We start from the raw sequence: 19,640 nt of genomic DNA, 5'->3' as shown, positions 1-19,640 counted from the left end.
GGTTGTGTATAAGTTGTAGAATTGTGAATAAAGACTAAAAAAGAGGCCTAGGCCTCTTTTTTGATATAGACAAATTCATGATCTGTTGATAGGTCTGGATGGTAGTAAAAACCAGCAAAGACAAGGCTTTTAAGGCTGTCAACAGTTTGGCAATTATTTTCCATACAGGCAGTGAGAAATGCACCTCGTGCCTTTTTTGAAATGGTGGAATGGGTTTTGAATTGGCCCTCTTTTTCTGCCATAAACTTGGGACTTATCCACAATTGTTTACAGTCTTTGGAAAAGACATCGTCAAATTCACTGGATAAAAGGGAAATCACTTGGGGATGCTCTTTGGCAAACTGATTATAACAGGGCCGCCAGTAAGACTTGAGGCTTTGTCCTTCAATTTTTATTCTGGTGTGAAAATCATGGCGGTGCTCTGCGATAGGATGATTAGCGGGAATGATACCGTAAAAGGATGAGGTGATGTAAACCTGCTGGGTGAGGTAAGCCTGTTCTTGGGTAGTGAGCTTATCGCGCTTGATATGGCGGTACATAAGGCCATTGAACAGTTGGTAGGCAGGGTAAGCCAAGCTTTGTTGAGAGGCCATGTCTTGCCAGCGTTGCTGTTCTTTTTTAGCTGACTCTTCTTTGATACGATATGATTTGGCCAAGTCCTCCGTGGTCATAGCTGCCATGATTTTTAAAATGGCTTGGCTGTCTTGTGGAAGGAGGTGTGGGTGAGATTCCTTAGGGATCGTCATTTCTTTTGCGGTTGGAATTAAAAAGGTTAGCATAGTGTTATTGTAGTAAAGTTACTTGCTTTCTGTCAAGAAAACTAGTCTTGTCCAAGGATGACGTTCACACGGATACCTTCCTCGTCTTCTGTCGTGAAAGAAGAAGAATCTTCTTGTAAAATAGCTAGGCCGTGTAATCTTGCTTTTTTGAGAGTGGCTGAAAAAAGCAGGGGCGTCTCAATGTGAATGGTCAAGAAGGCTAAGCCTGGAGCACCTTCTTGGTGTTTTTTGAGGTAAGGGGCTGACCAGTGATTGAATGCAAGGTGATGATAGTAGTTCCCTGAAGCAATCCAGCTAGCACTTGGAATGGTCATTTTATCGCCTAAATCAAAAACCTTTTGATAGAGAAGTGAAGAAGCCAGAGCATTTTTGACACTCAGATGGACATGGCGAATGCGTGTGTCTTGAGCTAGTAAAAAGTGCTTGGGGATATCTGTCAACTGCTCCAATATGCTTTTGGTATCCGTGGGCTCAGTCACACCAATAATTTGACCATTGTCGCGGATATCCCAATGCTCAACAGCTTTGTCATGATAAATTTCAATCCCATTACCCTCAGGATCGCTGAGGTAGATAGCTTCGCTATGGCCGTGATCAGCTGCTCCTTCTAAAGAGATACTTCTGGTTAAGAAATGATTGAGAACAAGTCCCAAGCTATGACGATCAGGAACTAAAAAGGCTGTGTGATAAAGACCATAAGCTTTATCGCCTGGTAAAGGTGTTTGTCGTAACTCTAAGATAACGGTTTTACCGTCTGTAGTCAATTGACGAGATGTCGTGTCTTGTGAGAGAACCTGTAAACCGATAATACTTGTGTAAAAGGTTGTCATCTTTGCTAGATCGGTAACATTTAGAGAAACCGTTCCTAAAGAGATGGTTGAGTTGTAAGGGTATATCATCCTATTACCTCCAAAAACTAATTAAATCTATCATAATCAATCAGTTTCAAAAAGAAAAGTAGGCACAAATAAGTGGTATAGGCACTAAAAAGTAACTCATTTGTCAGCCCTATCTTGTTTCTGTTCTCTCTAATAGTCTATAATGGGTTATAAGTTACAAAAAGATACTAAGAGGAGCTGCTGCCTATGCTGAAAAAAAGACCGGCTTGTCCCGTAGAAACAACCTTATCGGTAATCGGGAATAAATAGAAATTATTAATATTAAGAGACTTGCTAAAGGGGACCTTGCGTTTTGGGCAGTTGAAGTCCTCAATAGGTTCGGTCAGTCAAAAGGTACTTACTGCCCAATTAAGGGCTATGGAAGCAGACGGATTGGTTCATCGGGAAGTGTATGCAGAAGTGCCACCTCGGGTGGAGTATTCCTTAACAGAAACTGGGTTGAGCTTAGCTCCTGTTATTGAAGCGATGTCGGATTGGGGCCAAACTTACCAAGAAAAACATGCCGATTTATTTGAAGAAGGCTAGAGGAAAGAGTTGTCCGAGCAGACTGAGACTTAGAGAAGCTGAGAGTTTTTAAAAAATGATATTATCACATTCTTTACAGTTTGATAAAATTACTTTTTTTCTACAAAAAGACTTGCGCTCATCTCACGAATATGATAATATAATATCAAGTCTGTTTGAGAAAACAGAAGCTCAGGTCAAGTAAGTGCACACTTACAATAACACAGTTGATAATGGGGAAACTCAGAGTCAAGAAAAAGAAAAGCAAGCCTTGCATTTTGCAAGGCTTTTTTCTGTCTTTATTTTGGTCTGCGCCGAGCAAAATCTAAAAATTTAAATTTTTCCAGTTTATGGCGACTCTCGGTGAATTGGAATTGGTTATTATTGGAAAGGTAGACTTTGGATTTGACGGAAACAACATGTTGGTCTGATCCAAGGTCAAGTAAAATTTTATCACGATCGGTTATTTGGTCAATGGTAACCTCTTTGAGGGCAAAGTCAATGGCGAGATGGAGTTCCTTTTCCAAATATTGATAAATAGAATGCTCTGCGATTTCCCTTGTCATTATTGGCACCAAAGTTTTACTAAGGTAATCAATGTCTAAGACGGAAGCCACACCCTCAACAACGCGTTGGCGTGTAACACGCCAGACCAAGCTGTTTTTGCTAAAACCGGTCAATTTTGAAAGTGTCTCATCCACAATCAGTTTATCAATGGCAATGACGTTGGTCTTAGAATCTAGATTTGAGTAAGAGACGAGTTCCTGATAACTAGTTAGTTCTGAGATAGGGAACATGATCTGATGATGTCTAATCACTTGGGTGCCACGTCCTTGTTTTTTGAGGACAAGACCTGCCTTTGTGAGAAGTGAGAGAGCCTTGCGGACGGTATCTCGGCTAGCTTGGTATTGTTGACTCAATTCTATTTCAGTAGGTAAAAAATCCCCTTCTTTGTAAAAGTCTTTGTTTATTTTTGTTTCGAGGTCTTTATAAATACGTTCATACTTTGTCATAGGGTAAATTACCTTTCCATTTGTCTATTTTTTTACAGACAACACCTTTTATTTTACCAAAATAATGGCTTTTTTGGCACAAACAACTTGTAGACAAATTTGCAATCGATTACAATAAAGGTGTCAGTTAGATTCTATCTAAGAATTTGAATATTTCATTTTGACGTTGCTTGTTAAAAGCAACTAGAACAAAGGACTAGGGGATGTCACATGGGAAAATTTGAACAGGATGCTAAGAGTCTTCTAACTGCTATTGGTGGTAAAGAAAACATCAAGGTTGTCACACACTGTGCAACGCGTATGCGTTTTGTTTTGAATGATAATAATAAGGCAAATGTCAAAGAGATTGAAAAAATCTCTGTAGTTAAAGGGACATTTACCAATGCTGGGCAGTTTCAGGTAATCATTGGTAATGATGTTCCAGTTTTTTATAATGACTTTACAGCTGTTTCTAGTATTGAAGGGGTGTCTAAAGAAGCTGCCAAATCAGCAGCTAAAAGTAATCAAAATGCCTTACAACGGGTGATGACCATGTTGGCTGAGATTTTCACACCTATTATTCCGGCGATTATTGTTGGGGGGCTTATTTTAGGTTTCCGTAATATTTTGGAGAGTGTGCCTTTTGAATTTCTTGGGCAGCAGGTCGAAAAAGGGAAATTAGTTTTTGATGCAGCTGGGGATCCTGTTTGGAATACGATTGTGAGGGTATCTCCTTTCTGGTCAGGGGTTAACCATTTCTTGTGGTTACCAGGGGAAGCTATTTTCCACTTCTTACCAGTTGGGATTACTTGGTCTGTGACGCGTAAGATGGGAACCACTCAAATTTTAGGGATTGTCCTTGGTATCTGTTTGGTGTCACCACAATTATTGAATGCCTATGCGGTGGCAGGAACGCCTGCTGCTGAGATTGCCAAAAACTGGGTTTGGGATTTTGGTTTCTTTACCATTAATCGTATTGGGTATCAGGCACAGGTTATTCCAGCCCTTTTAGCTGGTCTGTCCCTTGCTTATCTTGAAATTTTCTGGCGTAAACGGATTCCAGAAGTGGTTTCAATGATTTTTGTGCCATTCCTTTCTTTGATTCCAGCTTTGATTTTAGCGCATACGGTATTGGGGCCAATCGGTTGGACTATTGGTAAAGGGATTTCCTTTGTTGTGTTAGCTGGATTGACTGGTCCTGTTAAATGGCTATTCGGTGCTATCTTTGGTGCCTTGTATGCTCCGCTAGTTATTACTGGTTTACATCACATGACAAATGCCATTGATACCCAATTAATTGCTGATACTGCAACTCGTACAACTGGTTTGTGGCCAATGATTGCTCTTTCAAATATCGCTCAAGGGTCAGCCGTTTTTGCTTACTATTTAATGAATCGTCATGAAGAACGTGAGGCTGAAATATCGCTTCCTGCAGCAATTTCTGCTTACCTTGGGGTAACTGAGCCTGCCTTATTTGGGGTTAATGTTAAATACGTTTATCCCTTTGTAGCCGGAATGATTGGCTCAGGTATTGCGGGTCTCTTATCAACAACCTTTAATGTTCAGGCAAATTCTATTGGTGTTGGTGGTTTACCAGGTTTCATGGCTATCAATGTGAAGTACATGATTCCATTCTTCATCTGTATGGCAGTAGCCATTGTGGTGCCGATGTTTTTAACCTTCTTTTTCCGTAAATCACATATCATGACTAAGACAGAAGATGAAGCTAAACTACCTGAGACACCCGTTTCGGATGCTCCTGTAGCAACTGCTCCACATAAGACTATGCAAGGAACAGTTATCACTTTAACAAGCCCTTTAACGGGTGAAGTTAAAGCGTTGTCTGAAGCTGTTGATCCTGTCTTTGCACAGGGAGTTATGGGCCAAGGTGCTCTTCTTCAACCGACAGAAGGGGTGTTAGTAGCGCCTTGTGATGCTGAAGTATCGGTCTTGTTCCCAACTAAACACGCTATTTGTTTGGTGACGACTGAAGGTTTGGAATTATTGATGCATATTGGCATGGATACGGTTAACTTAGATGGTCAAGGATTTGAAGCTTTGGTGAAGCAAGGTGATCAGGTTAAGGCTGGACAAACATTGATTCAATTTGATATAGCAGCAATTTCTGAAGCTGGATACGCCACTGAAACGCCTCTTGTGGTGACTAATCAAGATGTTTTTACGGTAACTGTTGAAGGTAGTTTACCGCGTCAGATTAAGGTTAATGATAAGTTAGCAGTAGCGGTGAAAAAGTAGGTTTACTAAGAGAAAACGTTCAGGAACTGAGATCAGTTCCTGAAACTATTTTAGGGAGGAAAACTCATGACAATTGATAAAAAGAAAGTCGTCTATCAAATTTACCCAAAATCCTATAAGGACACGACTGGAAATGGTGTGGGAGACTTGCTAGGGATCATTGATAAATTGCCTTACTTACAAGAACTAGGAATAGATATGATTTGGTTGAACCCTTTCTACCCTAGTCCACAACGAGACAATGGCTATGATGTTTCAGATTATACGGCGGTCAACCCTGATTTTGGAACAATGGCTGATTTTGAAAATTTGGTAAAAGCTGCTAAGGAGCATCAGATTGAGTTAATGTTGGACATGGTTTTGAATCACTGTTCCACAGACCACGAGTGGTTCCAAAAAGCTTTAGCAGGAGACCCTTATTATCAGGATTTCTTTATCTTGAGAGATCAGCCGACTGATTGGGTTTCCAAATTTGGTGGGAATGCTTGGGCGCCTTTTGGAGATACAGGCAAATACTACTTACACTTGTTTGATGTGACACAGGCTGACTTGAATTGGCGGAACCCACATGTTCGTGAGGAATTGGCTAAAGTGGTTAATTTTTGGCGAGATAAAGGAGTGAAGGGGTTCCGTTTTGATGTGATTAACCTGATTGGGAAAGATGAAGAGCTGGTGGATTGTCCGGTCAATGATGGTAAGCCAGCTTATACGGATCGTCCTATTACTCACACTTATCTTCATGATCTCAATCAAGCCAGTTTTGGTCAGGATGATTCGTTTATGACAGTAGGGGAAATGTCTGCAACGACTATTGACAACTGTCTTTTATACACGGCTCCCGAACGTGAGGAGCTATCCATGGCTTTTAATTTCCACCATCTAAAAGTTGATTATGAGAACGGTCAGAAATGGACTATTATGGCTTTTGATTTTGCAGCGCTGCGAGACTTATTCCATGCTTGGGGTGAAGGCATGAGTCAGGGCAATGGGTGGAATGCCTTGTTCTACAATAACCATGATCAACCACGTGCCCTGAATCGTTTTGTTGATGTAACACATTTCCGAAACGAAGGTGCGACGATGTTAGCAGCTTCCATCCATTTGTCACGAGGAACGCCTTACATTTATATGGGTGAGGAGATTGGCATGCTTGATCCAGACTTTGATAGTATGGATGATTATGTGGATGTGGAAAGTCTCAATGCTTACTCAAGCTTATTAGTCTCAGGTAAAAGTGCAGAAGAAGCCTTTGCCATTATCAAGGCCAAGTCAAGGGACAATGCCAGAACACCAATGCAATGGGATGCTAGTGAACATGCTGGCTTTACGACTGGTAAGCCTTGGTTAGAGGTTGGCAAATCTTATCGAGACATCAATGTCGAAACAGAAAAAGAGGGACGTATTTTTCCTTTCTACCAACGCTTGATTGCTTTGCGGAAGGAACTCCCTATTATTGCTGAAGGGGACTATCGGGCTGCTTTTAAAGATAGTCAGGCTGTCTATGCCTTTGAACGCCATTTAGGTGACCAGTGTTTGCTTGTTCTCAATCATTTCTATGCTGATGAGGTCGAACTGGAATTACCTCCACGTTATCAACATGGACAGGTCTTAATCAGCAACTATGAGAAAGTTTCTATTTGTGAAAAAGTGATACTGAAACCTTATCAGACACTTGCTATCTTAGCTGATAACTAACTAAAAGCCTGAGGTTAGGCCTCAGGCTTTTGCTGATTGTCACGAAAAAAGAAGTTTTCTCATATATTTATTTTTAAACTCTTATTTTTTCTAAATAAAAACAATTGAGATAAGTTATTTTAGCTAAATTTTGGTACAATGGAAAAGATTATAAGTAGAGTTTAAGATAAAGATTCTACAAATTTAAAATGATATAAGGAGATACGAATGACAACTTATCAAGATGATTTTTACCAGGCTGTGAATGGAAAGTGGGCTGAAACAGCAGTTATTCCAGACGACAAGCCTCGAACAGGTGGATTTTCAGACTTAGCAGATGAAATTGAGGCATTAATGCTAGACACTACAGATGCTTGGCTAGCTGGAGAAAATATCCCTGATGATGCTATTTTAAAAAATTTTGTGAAATTCCATCGTTTGGTGGCTGACTACGCTAAACGTGATGAAGTTGGAGTAAGTCCAATTCTCCCTTTAATTGAAGAATATCAGTCCTTAAAATCTTTTTCAGAATTTGTTGCTAATATAGCGAAATATGAATTGGCAGGTTTACCAAATGAATTTCCCTTTAGTGTGGCACCAGACTTTATGAATGCTCAGCTGAATGTGCTTTGGGCAGAAGCACCAAGCATTCTTTTGCCAGATACAACATACTACGAAGAAGGCAACGAAAAAGCTGAGGAATTGCGTGGTATTTGGCGTCAGTCGCAAGAAAAGCTTTTACCTCAATTTGGTTTTTCAACAGAAGAAATCAAGGATCTTTTGGATAAGGTAATTGAGCTAGATAAGCAATTGGCCAAGTATGTCTTGTCTCGTGAGGAAGGCTCAGAATATGCCAAATTATACCATCCTTATGTGTGGGCTGATTTTAAAAAACTAGCTCCAGAGCTTCCTTTGGATAGCATTTTTGAAAAGATTTTAGGCCAAGTACCTGACAAGGTTATTGTTCCTGAGGAACGTTTTTGGACAGAATTTGCAGCCACTTATTACTCTGAAGCCAATTGGGATTTACTCAAGGCTAATTTGATTGTGGACGCGGCTAATGCTTACAATGCTTACTTGACGGATGATATTCGTGTGGAATCAGGCGCTTATTCGCGCGCTCTTTCAGGAACACCTCAAGCTATGGACAAACAAAAAGCAGCCTTTTATTTGGCGCAAGGACCGTTTAGCCAAGCGCTTGGCTTGTGGTATGCTGGTCAAAAATTCTCCCCAGAAGCTAAGGCTGATGTGGAAAGTAAGGTAGCACGCATGATTGAGGTTTATAAGTCTCGTCTAGAAACGGCTGATTGGTTAGCACCAGCCACACGTGAAAAAGCCATTACTAAATTAAATGTTATCACGCCACATATTGGTTACCCAGAAAAATTACCAGAAACCTATGCTAAAAAAGTGATTGATGAGAGCTTGTCATTGGTTGAAAATGCACAGAACTTGGCTAAAATCACGATTGCTCACACTTGGAGTAAATGGAACAAGCCAGTTGACCGTAGTGAATGGCATATGCCAGCCCACTTAGTCAATGCTTATTATGATCCTCAGCAAAATCAGATTGTCTTTCCTGCGGCAATCTTACAAGAGCCATTTTATTCTTTAGATCAGAGTTCTTCAGCCAATTATGGAGGAATTGGTGCAGTCATTGCGCATGAGATTTCACATGCCTTTGACACCAATGGTGCTTCCTTTGATGAACATGGTAGCCTAAATGATTGGTGGACACAAGAAGACTATGCTGCCTTTAAAGAGCGCACAGATAAGATTGTGGCGCAGTTTGACGGCTTAGAGTCACATGGTGCTAAGGTCAATGGTAAATTGACAGTTTCAGAAAACGTCGCTGATCTAGGTGGGGTAGCTTGTGCTTTAGAAGCGGCACAATCAGAAGAAGACTTCTCAGCCCGTGACTTCTTTATTAACTTTGCGACGATTTGGCGTATGAAGGCCCGTGAGGAATACATGCAAATGCTAGCTAGCATTGATGTTCATGCTCCGGGTGAACTGCGAACAAATGTCACCTTAACCAACTTTGATGCTTTCCATGAGACCTTTGATATTAAAGAAGGCGATGCTATGTGGAGAGCTCCGAAAGACCGTGTGATTATTTGGTAATTAGGTAGTTGATAAACCTTCAAATGCCTGTGATTATAAAAATGACTGATTCTGTGAAACACAGGATCAGTTTTTTGCTTCCTTATTGGTGTCCGTTTTGACACAACAAAAAGACAACCCTCAGGAAAGAAGGTTGCCTTTTTTAGACTTATCAGAAATAAGTGATTAGTTGTTAAGGGCAGCAGCCATAGTAGCTGCAACTTCTGATTCAAAGTCGTTAGCTTTTTTCTCGATACCTTCACCAACTTCAAAACGTGCAAAAGCAATCGCTTTAGCGTTTACTGAGTCAAGGTAAGCTTCAACAGTTTTGCTGTCGTCCATGATGTAAACTTGTGCAAGAAGAGTGTAAGCTTGGTCAACTTTAGTGTTGTCAAGCATGAAGCGGTCCATTTTACCTGGGATGATTTTGTCCCAGATCTTTTCTGGTTTGCCTTCAGCAGCAAGTTCAGCTTTGATGTCTGCTTCAGCAGCAGTAATCACATCGTCTGATAATTGAGCTTTTGAACCGTATTTCAAGAATGGAAGAGCTGGTTTATCAACCATTGCACGAGATTCGTTGTCAAGTTCGATAGCGTGGTTCAATTGAGCAAGTTCATCTTTGATGAATTGTGCATCAAGCTCAGTGTATGAAAGAACAGTTGGTTTCATTGCAGCGATATGCATTGATACTTGTTTAGCAAGAGCATCGTCGCCGCCTTCGACAACTGAGATAACCCCGATACGGCCACCATTATGTTGGTAAGCACCGAAGTGTTGCTCATCTGCTTTTTCAATCAAAGCAAAACGACGGAATGAGATTTTTTCTCCGATGGTAGCAGTTGCATTAACGTAAGCTTCAGCAAGAGTTTCACCTGAAGGCATAACAAGTGCAAGTGCTTCATCGTTGTTAGCTGGTTTGCCTTCAGCGATAACTTTAGCAGTTGCGTTTACCAATTCAACGAATTGAGCATTTTTAGCAACAAAGTCTGTTTCAGCGTTAACTTCAACAACAGCAGCAACGTTACCATGAACGTAAACGCCTGTTAAACCTTCAGCGGCAACACGGTCAGCTTTTTTAGCTGCTTTAGCCATTCCTTTTTCACGAAGAAGTTCAACGGCTTTGTCCATGTCACCATCTGTTTCAACAAGTGCTTTTTTAGCGTCCATAACGCCAGCACCAGATTTTTCACGTAATTCTTTTACAAGCTTAGCTGTAATTTCTGCCATGTGTAGTATCCTCCAAATGATATTTGTTTTGGTTTCAAAAAACGAGACAGAGCGGTTTGCTTTCTGCCCCGTTTGGTTTTCGATTGTTAAAGACAAACAAAGTTTGCTATAAGAGTTAGGAACTCTGTGCTAATTAAGCGTTGTCGCCTTCGACAACTTCAACGATTTCTTCGATTGAATCTGCTTGAGTGTCAGCTTCAAAAGCAACGTCTGCATCTTCACCTTGACGGCCTTCGATAATAGCGTCAGCTAATTTAGCAGTGATTAATTTAACGGCGCGGATAGCGTCATCGTTAGCTGGAATGATGATATCGATATCATCTGGATCAGCGTTTGTATCAACCATCGCTACGACTGGGATACCAAGTTTTTTAGCTTCTTTAACAGCGATTTGTTCTTTATGTGGGTCAACAACGTACATTACGTCTGGGATACGAGGCATATCTTCGATACCGCCCAAGAATTTTTCAAGACGAGCGCGTTGTTTGTTAAGAAGTGCAACTTCTTTCTTAGGAAGAACGTCAAAGGTTCCTTCTTCTTCCATACGTTTGATTTCTTTCAAACGAGCGATACGTTTTTGGATAGTTCCCCAGTTGGTAAGCGTTCCACCCAACCAACGGTGGTTGATGAAGTATTGGCCTGCACGCGTTGCTTCGTCAGCAACTGCTTCAGCAGCTTGTTTTTTAGTACCAACGAACAAGATGACAGCATCGTTTGCTGCAGCATCACGAACAAATTCGTAAGCTTGGTCAGCTAATTTTACAGTTTGTTGAAGATCGATAACGTGGATACCGTTACGCTCTGTGAAGATGTATTTAGCCATCTTAGGGTTCCAGCGACGAGTTTGGTGACCAAAGTGAACACCAGCCTCAAGAAGTTGTTTCATTGAAATTACTGCCATGAGTAGTTTCTCCTTTATAAAATGTTTTTTCCTCTTCCAGACTTCGACTTGCAGGCTAACCTATCGGCAACAAGCCCACAATTGGTCTAGAATGAGTATTTGCCGTCTACACGACCTTACTATAGTATCAAAAAAAGAGGTTAAAAGCAAGGAGAAATGCTATGGATTCCCTTATTTTTGAGATGACTAGCTTCTTTGTTTATTGGTAAGTGTTAAGACAAGCTTTTGCTCATTTTGGGTGACACTTGCCAAATCGTTTTATTTAAGATATAGTGAATTTGACTAATTTTTGGAGGCGTTTTCATGACGAAGGGTATTCGATTTCAATTGCTTGGCAGTCCCCACATTTTTCTTGATGACAAAGAACAATTTTTTGCCTTTGCCAAAGCAAATGCTCTCCTTTATTACTTAGTGGTTAATGGATCTGTTAGCCGCGAGGTGGCGGCGAGTCTACTTTGGGAAAATAAGAACACGCAAACAGCGAAAAAGAATTTACGAAACGCTATCTACCAGGTCAATAAAGTCTTGCAAGCTGATGTGATTATTTGTCCCAATCGCAACCTGCTGGTTTTGAATAAAACACTTGATATCAAAACAGATATTAACCTTTTTCTGGCTGATCCGCTAGCTCACTTAGAACTCTACCAAGGGGAGTTTTTGCAGGGCTTTTACCTTAAAAGTGGTGAGGAATTTGATCTTTGGGTTTCAAAAATGCGTATGCAGTATGAACAGGTATACCTAAAAGCGTGTTACCAAAAAATTGAAGAAAAGCTCTCTTTAGATGCCATTGAAGATGTCGAGGAACATTTAAAACAGCTTATTGAACGTGATGAATTTGAAGAGAAAAATTATCAGCTCTTGATGAGGCTTTATCAGCAGGGGAATTGTCCTGGTAAGGTCATCGAAACTTATTATCAGTTGGCTAATGTGTTGGATAAGGAGCTAGGGATTCAGCCAAGTTTGCAAAGCCAACAGATTTATCAGGAAGTGGTCGCTAAAGATCGTAATGAACGCAAAATCAAGCATTTTTTGCGCAACAGTAATCATTTTTTGGGGCGGATTGATGAGATTAAGCAGCTGGAAAACTATTTTGCCAACTGTTTGGCCTGCCAAGAGGTAGGAGCTCTGCTCTTAATTGGTGATACAGGGATTGGGAAACGAACCCTAGCCAGACAGGTCTTAGCCAATCAAACCCAAACGTTTCAAATTGTCACAGCTAAATGTTTTCGTGAAGAGGCTATGGATTCCTTATTGCCTTGGCGTAATATCTTAGATGGCCTGGGAGATTTGGTGATTCAAAACCGCTTATTGACCACCAAAGCTTGGAAGGCTGCTCTTAAACGCTGTTTTCCTGTGGCAACCATTTTTCAAGAAGATAACAACCAACCCTTTATCAAGGACCACACCAGCTTGTTGGTTTCCTTTATTGTTGATATTTTACAACATTTGGCAGAAATCAAGGCGCTGGTAATCCTTATTGAGGATTGTCACTGGATGGATGAGGATAGTTTGACCTTGTTGCAACGGGTCATGAATCAATTGGTCCACTATCCGATTGCTTTTGTCTTGACCAAGCATCTAGGAACGACTCCTGAGCTCGGTCTTTGTTTGAATGCTTTGATGAGTCAAGGGCGTTTAGAAAGCATTTGTTTGGAGCCTTTTAATCGGCAAGAAAGTTTGGTTTATATTAACAGTCAACTGGGTAGTCAGCCAGTGACGGCAGAAGAAATGGAGCACCTCTATCAAGCCAGCCAAGGCAACCCTTTCTTTTTGTCAGAATACACTCAGGCCCTACTGCGTCACGAAAAATTTGTGCCTTTAACGCCTGCCATTAAGGCTAAGTTGGGTCTTAAACTAGCTAATCTAAGTAGTCGTGATGACGCATTGTTAAACTATTTGTCTTGTTGTCGGAGGCCTATCCCTCTAAATACCCTCGCTCAATTGATGTTACTGCCTTTAGAAGAAGTGATCGAGATGGTGGATAATCTGGGGCACTACTATATTTTGGTAGAAGAAAGCGTAGGAGAGGAAGTGTTGATTTCATTTCGTCAGCGGATTATTCAACTCTATAGTTATGACCGTTTATCTTTGTCAAAAAGGCGTTTATTGCACGGACAAATTGCCAAACGGTTAGAAGATTTACTGCCTATTTTGACACCAAGCCCTCACTTATTAGATGACATTGCTTACCATTATCAGGAATCACGGCAGGTGATTAAGGCTTTGGAATACAACCTTAACTATCTAGATGCTACCTTGCCATTTCAGCATGAGCTGTTTCCCATTTATTCAAAGAGTATTGGCTCCTTGGAAAAGTCAGATCGTGACCATCAACGCTTAATGGAAGAGCAGTTTGATAAGATTCGTCAAAGCATTGCGGATTTGGAACTGACCTATGATAATAACCGTGATTTCCAGCAGTTGCTTATTCGTTTTTCTTACCTTGAAGGCCGTTATGATATTCGAACAGGGAGGTATCAAGAAGGGATTAAACACATTCAAAAGGTCATCGCTTTGGCAACCGAGCTAAAACAGCCCTCCTTCTTGCTAGAAGGCTATCGCCAGTTAATTCATTACTGTATCCAAGTGGAAAACAAGCCAGAAATGCGTTATTACACTAGTCTTTCATTGGAGGCAGCGGTTGCTGCTAATCATTTTGAGGCCATTGCGATTAGTTTGCGGTTAAACGGTCTCTATCATTTGATTATTGGGGAGTTAAATGAGGCAGAGCGTCTGCTTCAACAGTCGATTGACTTCTTCAAGGTGACGCCAGGCTTGCAAGCTAACTATGCGATTCAGATTGCTGCTGCCTTAGATTATTTGGGGGAGATTGCCCAGATTCGCTATCAGTTTGAAAAGGCCGTTGCTTATCAAAAACAAGCCATTGCCTTGACCGAAAACAAGCCAGCTGAGTTATCGGCGAGTATTTTTTATATTGGATTAGGGATTTCCTACTTTTATTTAGCTGATTTTGAACAAGCTGAGCAAATCTTGAGTTTGGCTAAGGAAGCTTTGGTCAATCATAGTTATCCTTGGAAAGAAACGCAACTTGAAATTTACCTGGCTATGATTCAATGGAAAAAGGGCAATTATCAGCCAGCCTTGACCCTACTTGATTACAGAGAAACCTTGATGTCTAGGTATCGCAATCCGCGTGATAAGGGCTTGGTTTTCTATTTGATGGCTGTGGTCAAGTACCAATTGATATTTCAAGGAGCTACCCTAAGTCAGCAGGAAAAAGAAATGGCAGACCACCTGTTGTCAGAATCCTTTGAGTATTATTATGAGATTGCTAGTACTAACCTCAACCCTTACCGAGATTGTCATTTGGTGAGTGAGTTGAACGATTTGCGTCAACAATTATCTGCTAAAAGCTAAGGAAAACCCTCTGAAGTGAATCAGAGGGTTTTAGCTATGTTGTGCCATAATCTGTACGAGGTAAAAGATAAAGGTGGCTGCTAAATTGGCGGTGTGGTTATCAATATCGTGTGGTGGTGAAACCTCAACCACATCAAAGCCAACTAATTTTCCGCTAGCTGCAATGTGTTGCAAAACTAAGACGGCAAGATTTGGGTCAACACCGAGGGACTGGATAGCACTAACCCCAGGCGCAGCACCAACTGAGAAACAATCCATGTCAATGGTCAGGTAGACCCTTTCTTGCCCTTCTAAGAAACGGTCAATGGCTCGGCAGACCTTTTGATGGCCCATTTGGTAGATGTCTTGACCTGTTAAAAATTGAATGCCCTTGGATTTTGCCACAAAGTCAAATAGGAAAAGGTTGTTATTATGTTCTTGAATGCCTAAAACGAAGTATTTAAAGAGGCGTTTGTCAGCAACCGCATCGTCAAACATCTGTCGAAAGCCTGTCCCTGAATTAGGGCCTGTTTGGTCGTAAGGCCTTAAATCAAAGTGGGCGTCCATATTGATGACAGCTAGGTCATCACTTGGGGATAGGCTTTGGCGTAGGCCTAAGTAGTGGCCGTAGGCGGTTTCATGGCCACCTCCTAAGACGATGGGTTTGAGATTGAGGTCACACATCCGTTTGATGGCTTTGCTTAAACTGTTTTGCAGTTGTTCCAAAGAGCGATTGGGGCCGTCAATGTTACCCACATCGTAAACCATAACTTGGTTTCCTAAATGCCAAGGGAATTTGGCGAGCTGGGTTCGTATGGCAGCTGGACTTTCGACCGCTCCGACACGACCATTATTGATATAAACCCCCTTATCACTTTTAAAGCCAATCAAGGCAAAATGTGTCCCTTCAAATGGGGTTAGTGAGCTGTCGTTAAGGTCAAGGAAAGTCATGACCATGCCCCATTTGGCAGTATATAAGTCATCGTCGATCCCACCATGATAATAGCTAGTGGTGGATGGGTAGTAATCTTCTAGCATGCGCGTCATCTCCTTTAGGATTATGATAGCAAAATAAAACTTACAGTCAACACTTTCTTGGCCTTTGTCACTGGTTTTTAGGAATAGCAGAGCAATAAAATCGTCTGCTTTTGGTCCCGGTTAGTTAGTCTAAAGAGGCCATGACCTCTGCCACAGCCCCTCTAGTTAAAGAAGTACCTTATTCACTAAAATTGGATACTCAACTCAACTGCCTGCTCAACCGCTTCGAGGAAGCTTGGGTCTTCAATGACTGCTGATGCCTTGTTTAGTTCATCGTAGATTTCGATGTGTTTATCGTGTTCGATAAAGTTGACTTCCTTGCGGAAGAGATCGTAGGCAACCTTAGTCCCTTTACCTAGTTCATGATTTTCAGGTTTGAGATCAAGGGCTTGGCAGGCTGCCATGATTTCAGTAGCCACGATGCGGCGAGAATTTTTAAGGATTTCAAAGGCCTTGCGAGCAGCGGTGGTGCCCATGCTGACAAAGTCTTCTTGGTTCTCACAAGATGGGATAGAATCCACACTGGCTGGATGTGCCAAAACCTTGTTTTCAGAAGCAAGAGAGGCACAGGCGTACTGGGTAATCATAAAGCCTGAATTGAGACCTGGGTATTTGACAAGGAAGGATGGCAATTTGCTGAGCTGGCTATTGACCAAACGTTCCACGCGGCGTTCAGAAACATTTCCAATTTCAGAAATGGCGATGCCTAAGAAGTCAAATGGCTGTGCCATTGGTTCTCCGTGGAAGTTACCTCCTGAAATAACGTGGCCATCTTTACAGATAATTGGATTATCTGTGACAGAATTGATTTCAATGTCAACTTTGGATTTGACATAGGCGATACTGTCTTTGCTAGCCCCATGAATTTGAGGCATGCAGCGCAAGGTGTAAGGGTCTTGCACACGAGATTGAGTAGCTACGGTTGTGTTTTGGCTGCCTTCAAGGAGGTTTCGGATATTGCGGGCTGTTGCCAACTGGCCGCTTTGTGGGCGAATGGTATGAAGGTTTTCTTCAAATGGACTAGTAATCCCGTTATGCACTTCAAGGGATAGGGCACCAGCTAGGTCTGACAGTTTCAATAATTGAATGGCGTCATAGGTTGCAAGGGCACCGACTGCAGTGAGAACAGTTGTTCCGTTGATAAGGGCGAGTCCTTCTTTAGCGGCTAAAGAAATCTTGTCAATACCAGCTTTATCAAGAGCTTCTTGACCAGAAAGAAGCTCTCCTTTGTAGTAAGCTTTCCCTAGACCAAGCATAGGAAGCACCATGTGAGCAAGCGGCGCCAAATCTCCTGAAGCCCCTAGAGACCCTTTTTCAGGAATGTAAGGATGAACCCCTTTATTGAGCAGTTCCAACAGTTTTTCAATGGTGGATAGACGAATACCAGAATACCCTTTGACTAGTGAATTGATACGGATCAGCATGATAGCTCTCACGGCATCTTCTGGCAATGGGTCACCAAATCCACTAGCATGGGTACGAATCAAATTTTCTTGGAGTTGAACTGTATCTTCTGGTGAGATGCTCACGTTACAAAGGGATCCAAAACCGGTGGTCACCCCGTAAACCACCCGTTTTTCACTGACAATGTCATCAACAATTTTACGAGAGGCATTCACAGCTTCAATAGCACTATCATCAATGTGACAGGCTACGCCTTGGCGAGCAATCGCAATCACGTCTTCGATAGTAAGGCTTTCGCCATCTAAATTAATCACTCTTGTCATAGTTTTTCTCCTAGATTTGTTCCTTAGGGGGCATTTGGTCCATTTGGTGGTTACGTCCGTGCATAAGGTAGTACACACTACTTGCAATGATGACACCAACTGCACCATAAACAAAGTTCATTGGGTTGTCACCCCAAATCATAACTAAACTAACGATAACTGCAAGAATTGGGATAATAGGGCCAAATGGTACTCGGAAGATCACATTAGCATCGGGATCGTCCTTCCGTAATTTCATAACGGCTAGTGCTGTTGGAATGTATTGGAAGAAGCGGAAAACAACACTGAGTTTTGCTAAGCTTTCAAATGAGCCAGTAAGCAGGAGTACAATGGCAATTGCTCCTGAAACCAAGATAGCAACGAGTGGCGCGCCATTTTGATTTTGCTTGGCAATAGCAGCTGGTAAGAGCCCTTCATCAGCAATGGCAGCACCGTAACGTGGCACCATGATGGATTCTCCCATGTTAAGACCTGTAATGGAAATTAAAGCACCGATTGAGACCATCCAAGCGCCAGCAGGGCCTATCATTTTAACAAAGGCATCTTGAACAGGTGCATTGGTCATCATGATTTGAGAGCCAAGCATGGCAATGGTTCCACCGATAATCAGCATATATAAGACAGAGACGATACTGATTGATCCTAAAAGAGCACGCGGTACATTTTTTTCAGGGTCACGCATTTCCCCAGCGACAATAGAGAGGGTTTCAAAACCGATAAAGCCATAGAAGATATAAACAGCAGTATTGGAGATAGCCCCTAAGAGGTTAGTCCCTGGTTCCAACTGAACAAATGGGGTAAAGTTAGGAAGCCCGTTTTTGATGAAGAAAAGGGTACAGGCACAAAAGGCAACGATTGGAATTAACTTAGCAATGGTGGCTGTGATGGTGACAATTTTAGAGGTTTTCAAACCAGCGATATTCATCAAAGATAGTAAGATGATTAACCCAATACTAAGTGGAATGTGCCAACCTTCAAAGGCAGGGAAAGTAATGATAAACATTCTGGCAAACCCAGCTGCCATGGCTGCCCAAGCGAAGATGGTAACGGTCCAACCAAGGAAGCCAACGTTAAAGCCAATAAAATCACCAAAAGCTCGTTTGGAATATTGGAAGGCTCCGCCGTTTTTCCCAAAATAACCAGAGACTTCTGCAAAACAAACTGCCAACATGATGGTCAAAATAGCTGTTCCAAACATAACAGCGATGGATGCAGGGCCAAGGCCCTTATAAATGGCCCTAGGTAAGAGAAAAATACCAGAGCCGATAACGGCATTGATCCCGTAAAGAGTGGCACCGCTCAAGCTAAACTTTGCCTGTTCTCTTTCTTGTTCGTTCATGTGATTTGACGCCATAATAATGCTCTCCTTTTTGTTTGCAAATTGCGTTCAAATATAATGGATAAGGTCGCTAGGAAATGAGGAGATAGTCGGTTTAGGAGGATCCTTCTTGCACCTAACGATAGTGATGAGCTATTGGTTAGCGATGAGAAATAGGTAGCCTTTTGTAATGATGTGTAGTGATTTCATTGGAGAAGAATAGGCATGAGTAGTGTGATGCCTATCTTTATCCCACTAAGTCTTATACCATAAGCCTGCCCAAACAGCTACTGGAGTTTGGGCGGGGCTTGTTTGATTGAGGCAAACTTTTAGATCTGAAAGGCTGGCCTCCTGCTCGGTTACCAACAAGTGATTGGCTTCAAGCTCTTGATTCGCCTGATTGGTCACAGAATAAGTCAGTTTGCTTAGGGCATAAAGCAGTTGACAGTCCGCTTTAGGTGCCTCAAATGGTGTGTCAGACCAGACGGGTAATAATTGCCCTTGGTATTGGTCATCATACATTAAATTGATGTCTTGGCAGGTTCCACGACTGACGATTCTGGTATCGCCTTCAAACGCATAGGGTTGAAAAGGAGCTAGGGAAATCTCTTTAGCATGACTCAAATCACTTAATGTGATGGGCTTGTCTAGGCTCATTAGAATCCTGTGATAGCCATCAAGTCGGGTAAAGGTTGTCTGTCGTAGGGCTACAGTTGCAGTTGAGAGACGATAAGAGAATTCTCTCTTTTTGTAATCTCCATCTTCGGGATAAAGGAACAATTGGTTGGTTTCACCGCCAGACCAGTCAGTTTGGAGGTAATCAGAGGGCGCTTTGATGGTTACCTTTGTCATTTGTTCTCTCCTT

13 protein-coding genes and 1 pseudogene are annotated in these 19,640 nt (G+C 41.8%); 5 read left to right on the top strand and 9 right to left on the bottom strand.

The annotated features are described in order from the left end of the window. Positions 1-47 precede the first annotated feature (47 nt). Both yaaA and B6D67_RS09625 read right to left on the bottom strand, forming a co-directional pair. A complete protein-coding gene (gene yaaA, locus B6D67_RS09630) occupies positions 48-779 on the bottom strand; it encodes a peroxide stress protein YaaA (protein WP_010922748.1) in 732 nt (243 codons plus the stop codon). Positions 780-820: 41 nt separating this feature from the next. Next, positions 821-1,678 carry a VOC family protein gene (locus B6D67_RS09625; RefSeq protein ID WP_010922747.1) on the bottom strand — a complete coding sequence of 286 codons (858 nt, stop codon included), beginning with the start codon at positions 1,676-1,678 and terminating at the stop codon, positions 821-823. Between the two features lie 186 nt (positions 1,679-1,864). Between B6D67_RS09625 and B6D67_RS09620 the strand changes: the two are divergent. Next, positions 1,865-2,203 (top strand): annotated as a pseudogene (locus tag B6D67_RS09620) (winged helix-turn-helix transcriptional regulator). A gap of 278 nt (positions 2,204-2,481) precedes the next feature. On the opposite strand, the gene treR reads toward B6D67_RS09620, so the two are convergent. Continuing rightward, on the bottom strand, positions 2,482-3,195 hold the full coding sequence (gene treR / locus B6D67_RS09610) for a trehalose operon repressor (protein WP_029714110.1): 714 nt from the start codon (positions 3,193-3,195) through the stop codon (positions 2,482-2,484). Positions 3,196-3,405: 210 nt separating this feature from the next. Between treR and treP the strand changes: the two genes are divergently transcribed. From treP to pepO, 3 genes are all read left to right on the top strand, one after another. Then, the gene (treP, locus tag B6D67_RS09605) at positions 3,406-5,430 is read left to right on the top strand and encodes a PTS system trehalose-specific EIIBC component (RefSeq protein ID WP_010922746.1); all 2,025 of its coding nucleotides are present in this window, start codon (positions 3,406-3,408) and stop codon (positions 5,428-5,430) included. 66 nt (positions 5,431-5,496) lie between these two features. Next, positions 5,497-7,125 (top strand): alpha,alpha-phosphotrehalase, encoded by a 1,629-nt coding sequence (gene treC / locus B6D67_RS09600; protein ID WP_010922745.1) that lies wholly within the window; start codon positions 5,497-5,499, stop codon positions 7,123-7,125. A 207-nt stretch (positions 7,126-7,332) separates the two neighbouring features. Continuing rightward, on the top strand, positions 7,333-9,228 hold the full coding sequence (pepO, locus tag B6D67_RS09595; protein ID WP_011285757.1) for an endopeptidase PepO: 1,896 nt from the start codon (positions 7,333-7,335) through the stop codon (positions 9,226-9,228). A 165-nt stretch (positions 9,229-9,393) separates the two neighbouring features. Here pepO and tsf read toward each other — a convergent pair whose 3' ends face one another. After that, a complete protein-coding gene (gene tsf / locus B6D67_RS09590) occupies positions 9,394-10,434 on the bottom strand; it encodes a translation elongation factor Ts (RefSeq protein WP_010922743.1) in 1,041 nt (346 codons plus the stop codon). Between the two features lie 133 nt (positions 10,435-10,567). Then, a complete protein-coding gene (gene rpsB / locus B6D67_RS09585; RefSeq protein WP_002982262.1) occupies positions 10,568-11,335 on the bottom strand; it encodes a 30S ribosomal protein S2 in 768 nt (255 codons plus the stop codon). Between the two features lie 303 nt (positions 11,336-11,638). Here rpsB and B6D67_RS09580 point away from each other — a divergent pair, with 303 nt between their 5' ends. Continuing rightward, a complete protein-coding gene (locus B6D67_RS09580; protein ID WP_010922742.1) occupies positions 11,639-14,713 on the top strand; it encodes an AAA family ATPase in 3,075 nt (1,024 codons plus the stop codon). Between the two features lie 30 nt (positions 14,714-14,743). On the opposite strand, the gene B6D67_RS09575 is transcribed toward B6D67_RS09580, so the two are convergent. The 4 genes from B6D67_RS09575 to B6D67_RS09560 form a co-directional block, all read right to left on the bottom strand. Continuing rightward, positions 14,744-15,730 carry a formimidoylglutamase gene (locus B6D67_RS09575; RefSeq protein ID WP_010922741.1) on the bottom strand — a complete coding sequence of 329 codons (987 nt, stop codon included), beginning with the start codon at positions 15,728-15,730 and terminating at the stop codon, positions 14,744-14,746. 185 nt (positions 15,731-15,915) lie between these two features. Then, entirely contained in the window at positions 15,916-17,457 is a 1,542-nt protein-coding gene (gene hutH / locus B6D67_RS09570; protein ID WP_010922740.1) for a histidine ammonia-lyase, read from the bottom strand. A gap of 10 nt (positions 17,458-17,467) precedes the next feature. Then, complete coding sequence (locus B6D67_RS09565) at positions 17,468-18,811, bottom strand: APC family permease (RefSeq protein WP_010922739.1); 1,344 nt, start codon at positions 18,809-18,811, stop codon at positions 17,468-17,470. A gap of 219 nt (positions 18,812-19,030) precedes the next feature. Then, complete coding sequence (locus B6D67_RS09560; RefSeq protein WP_010922738.1) at positions 19,031-19,627, bottom strand: HutD/Ves family protein; 597 nt, start codon at positions 19,625-19,627, stop codon at positions 19,031-19,033. Positions 19,628-19,640: the final 13 nt, after the last annotated feature.

The organism is Streptococcus pyogenes (assembly GCF_002055535.1).
GTDB classification, from domain to species: domain Bacteria; phylum Bacillota; class Bacilli; order Lactobacillales; family Streptococcaceae; genus Streptococcus; species Streptococcus pyogenes.
This window is presented reverse-complemented; position numbering and strand designations above follow the sequence as displayed.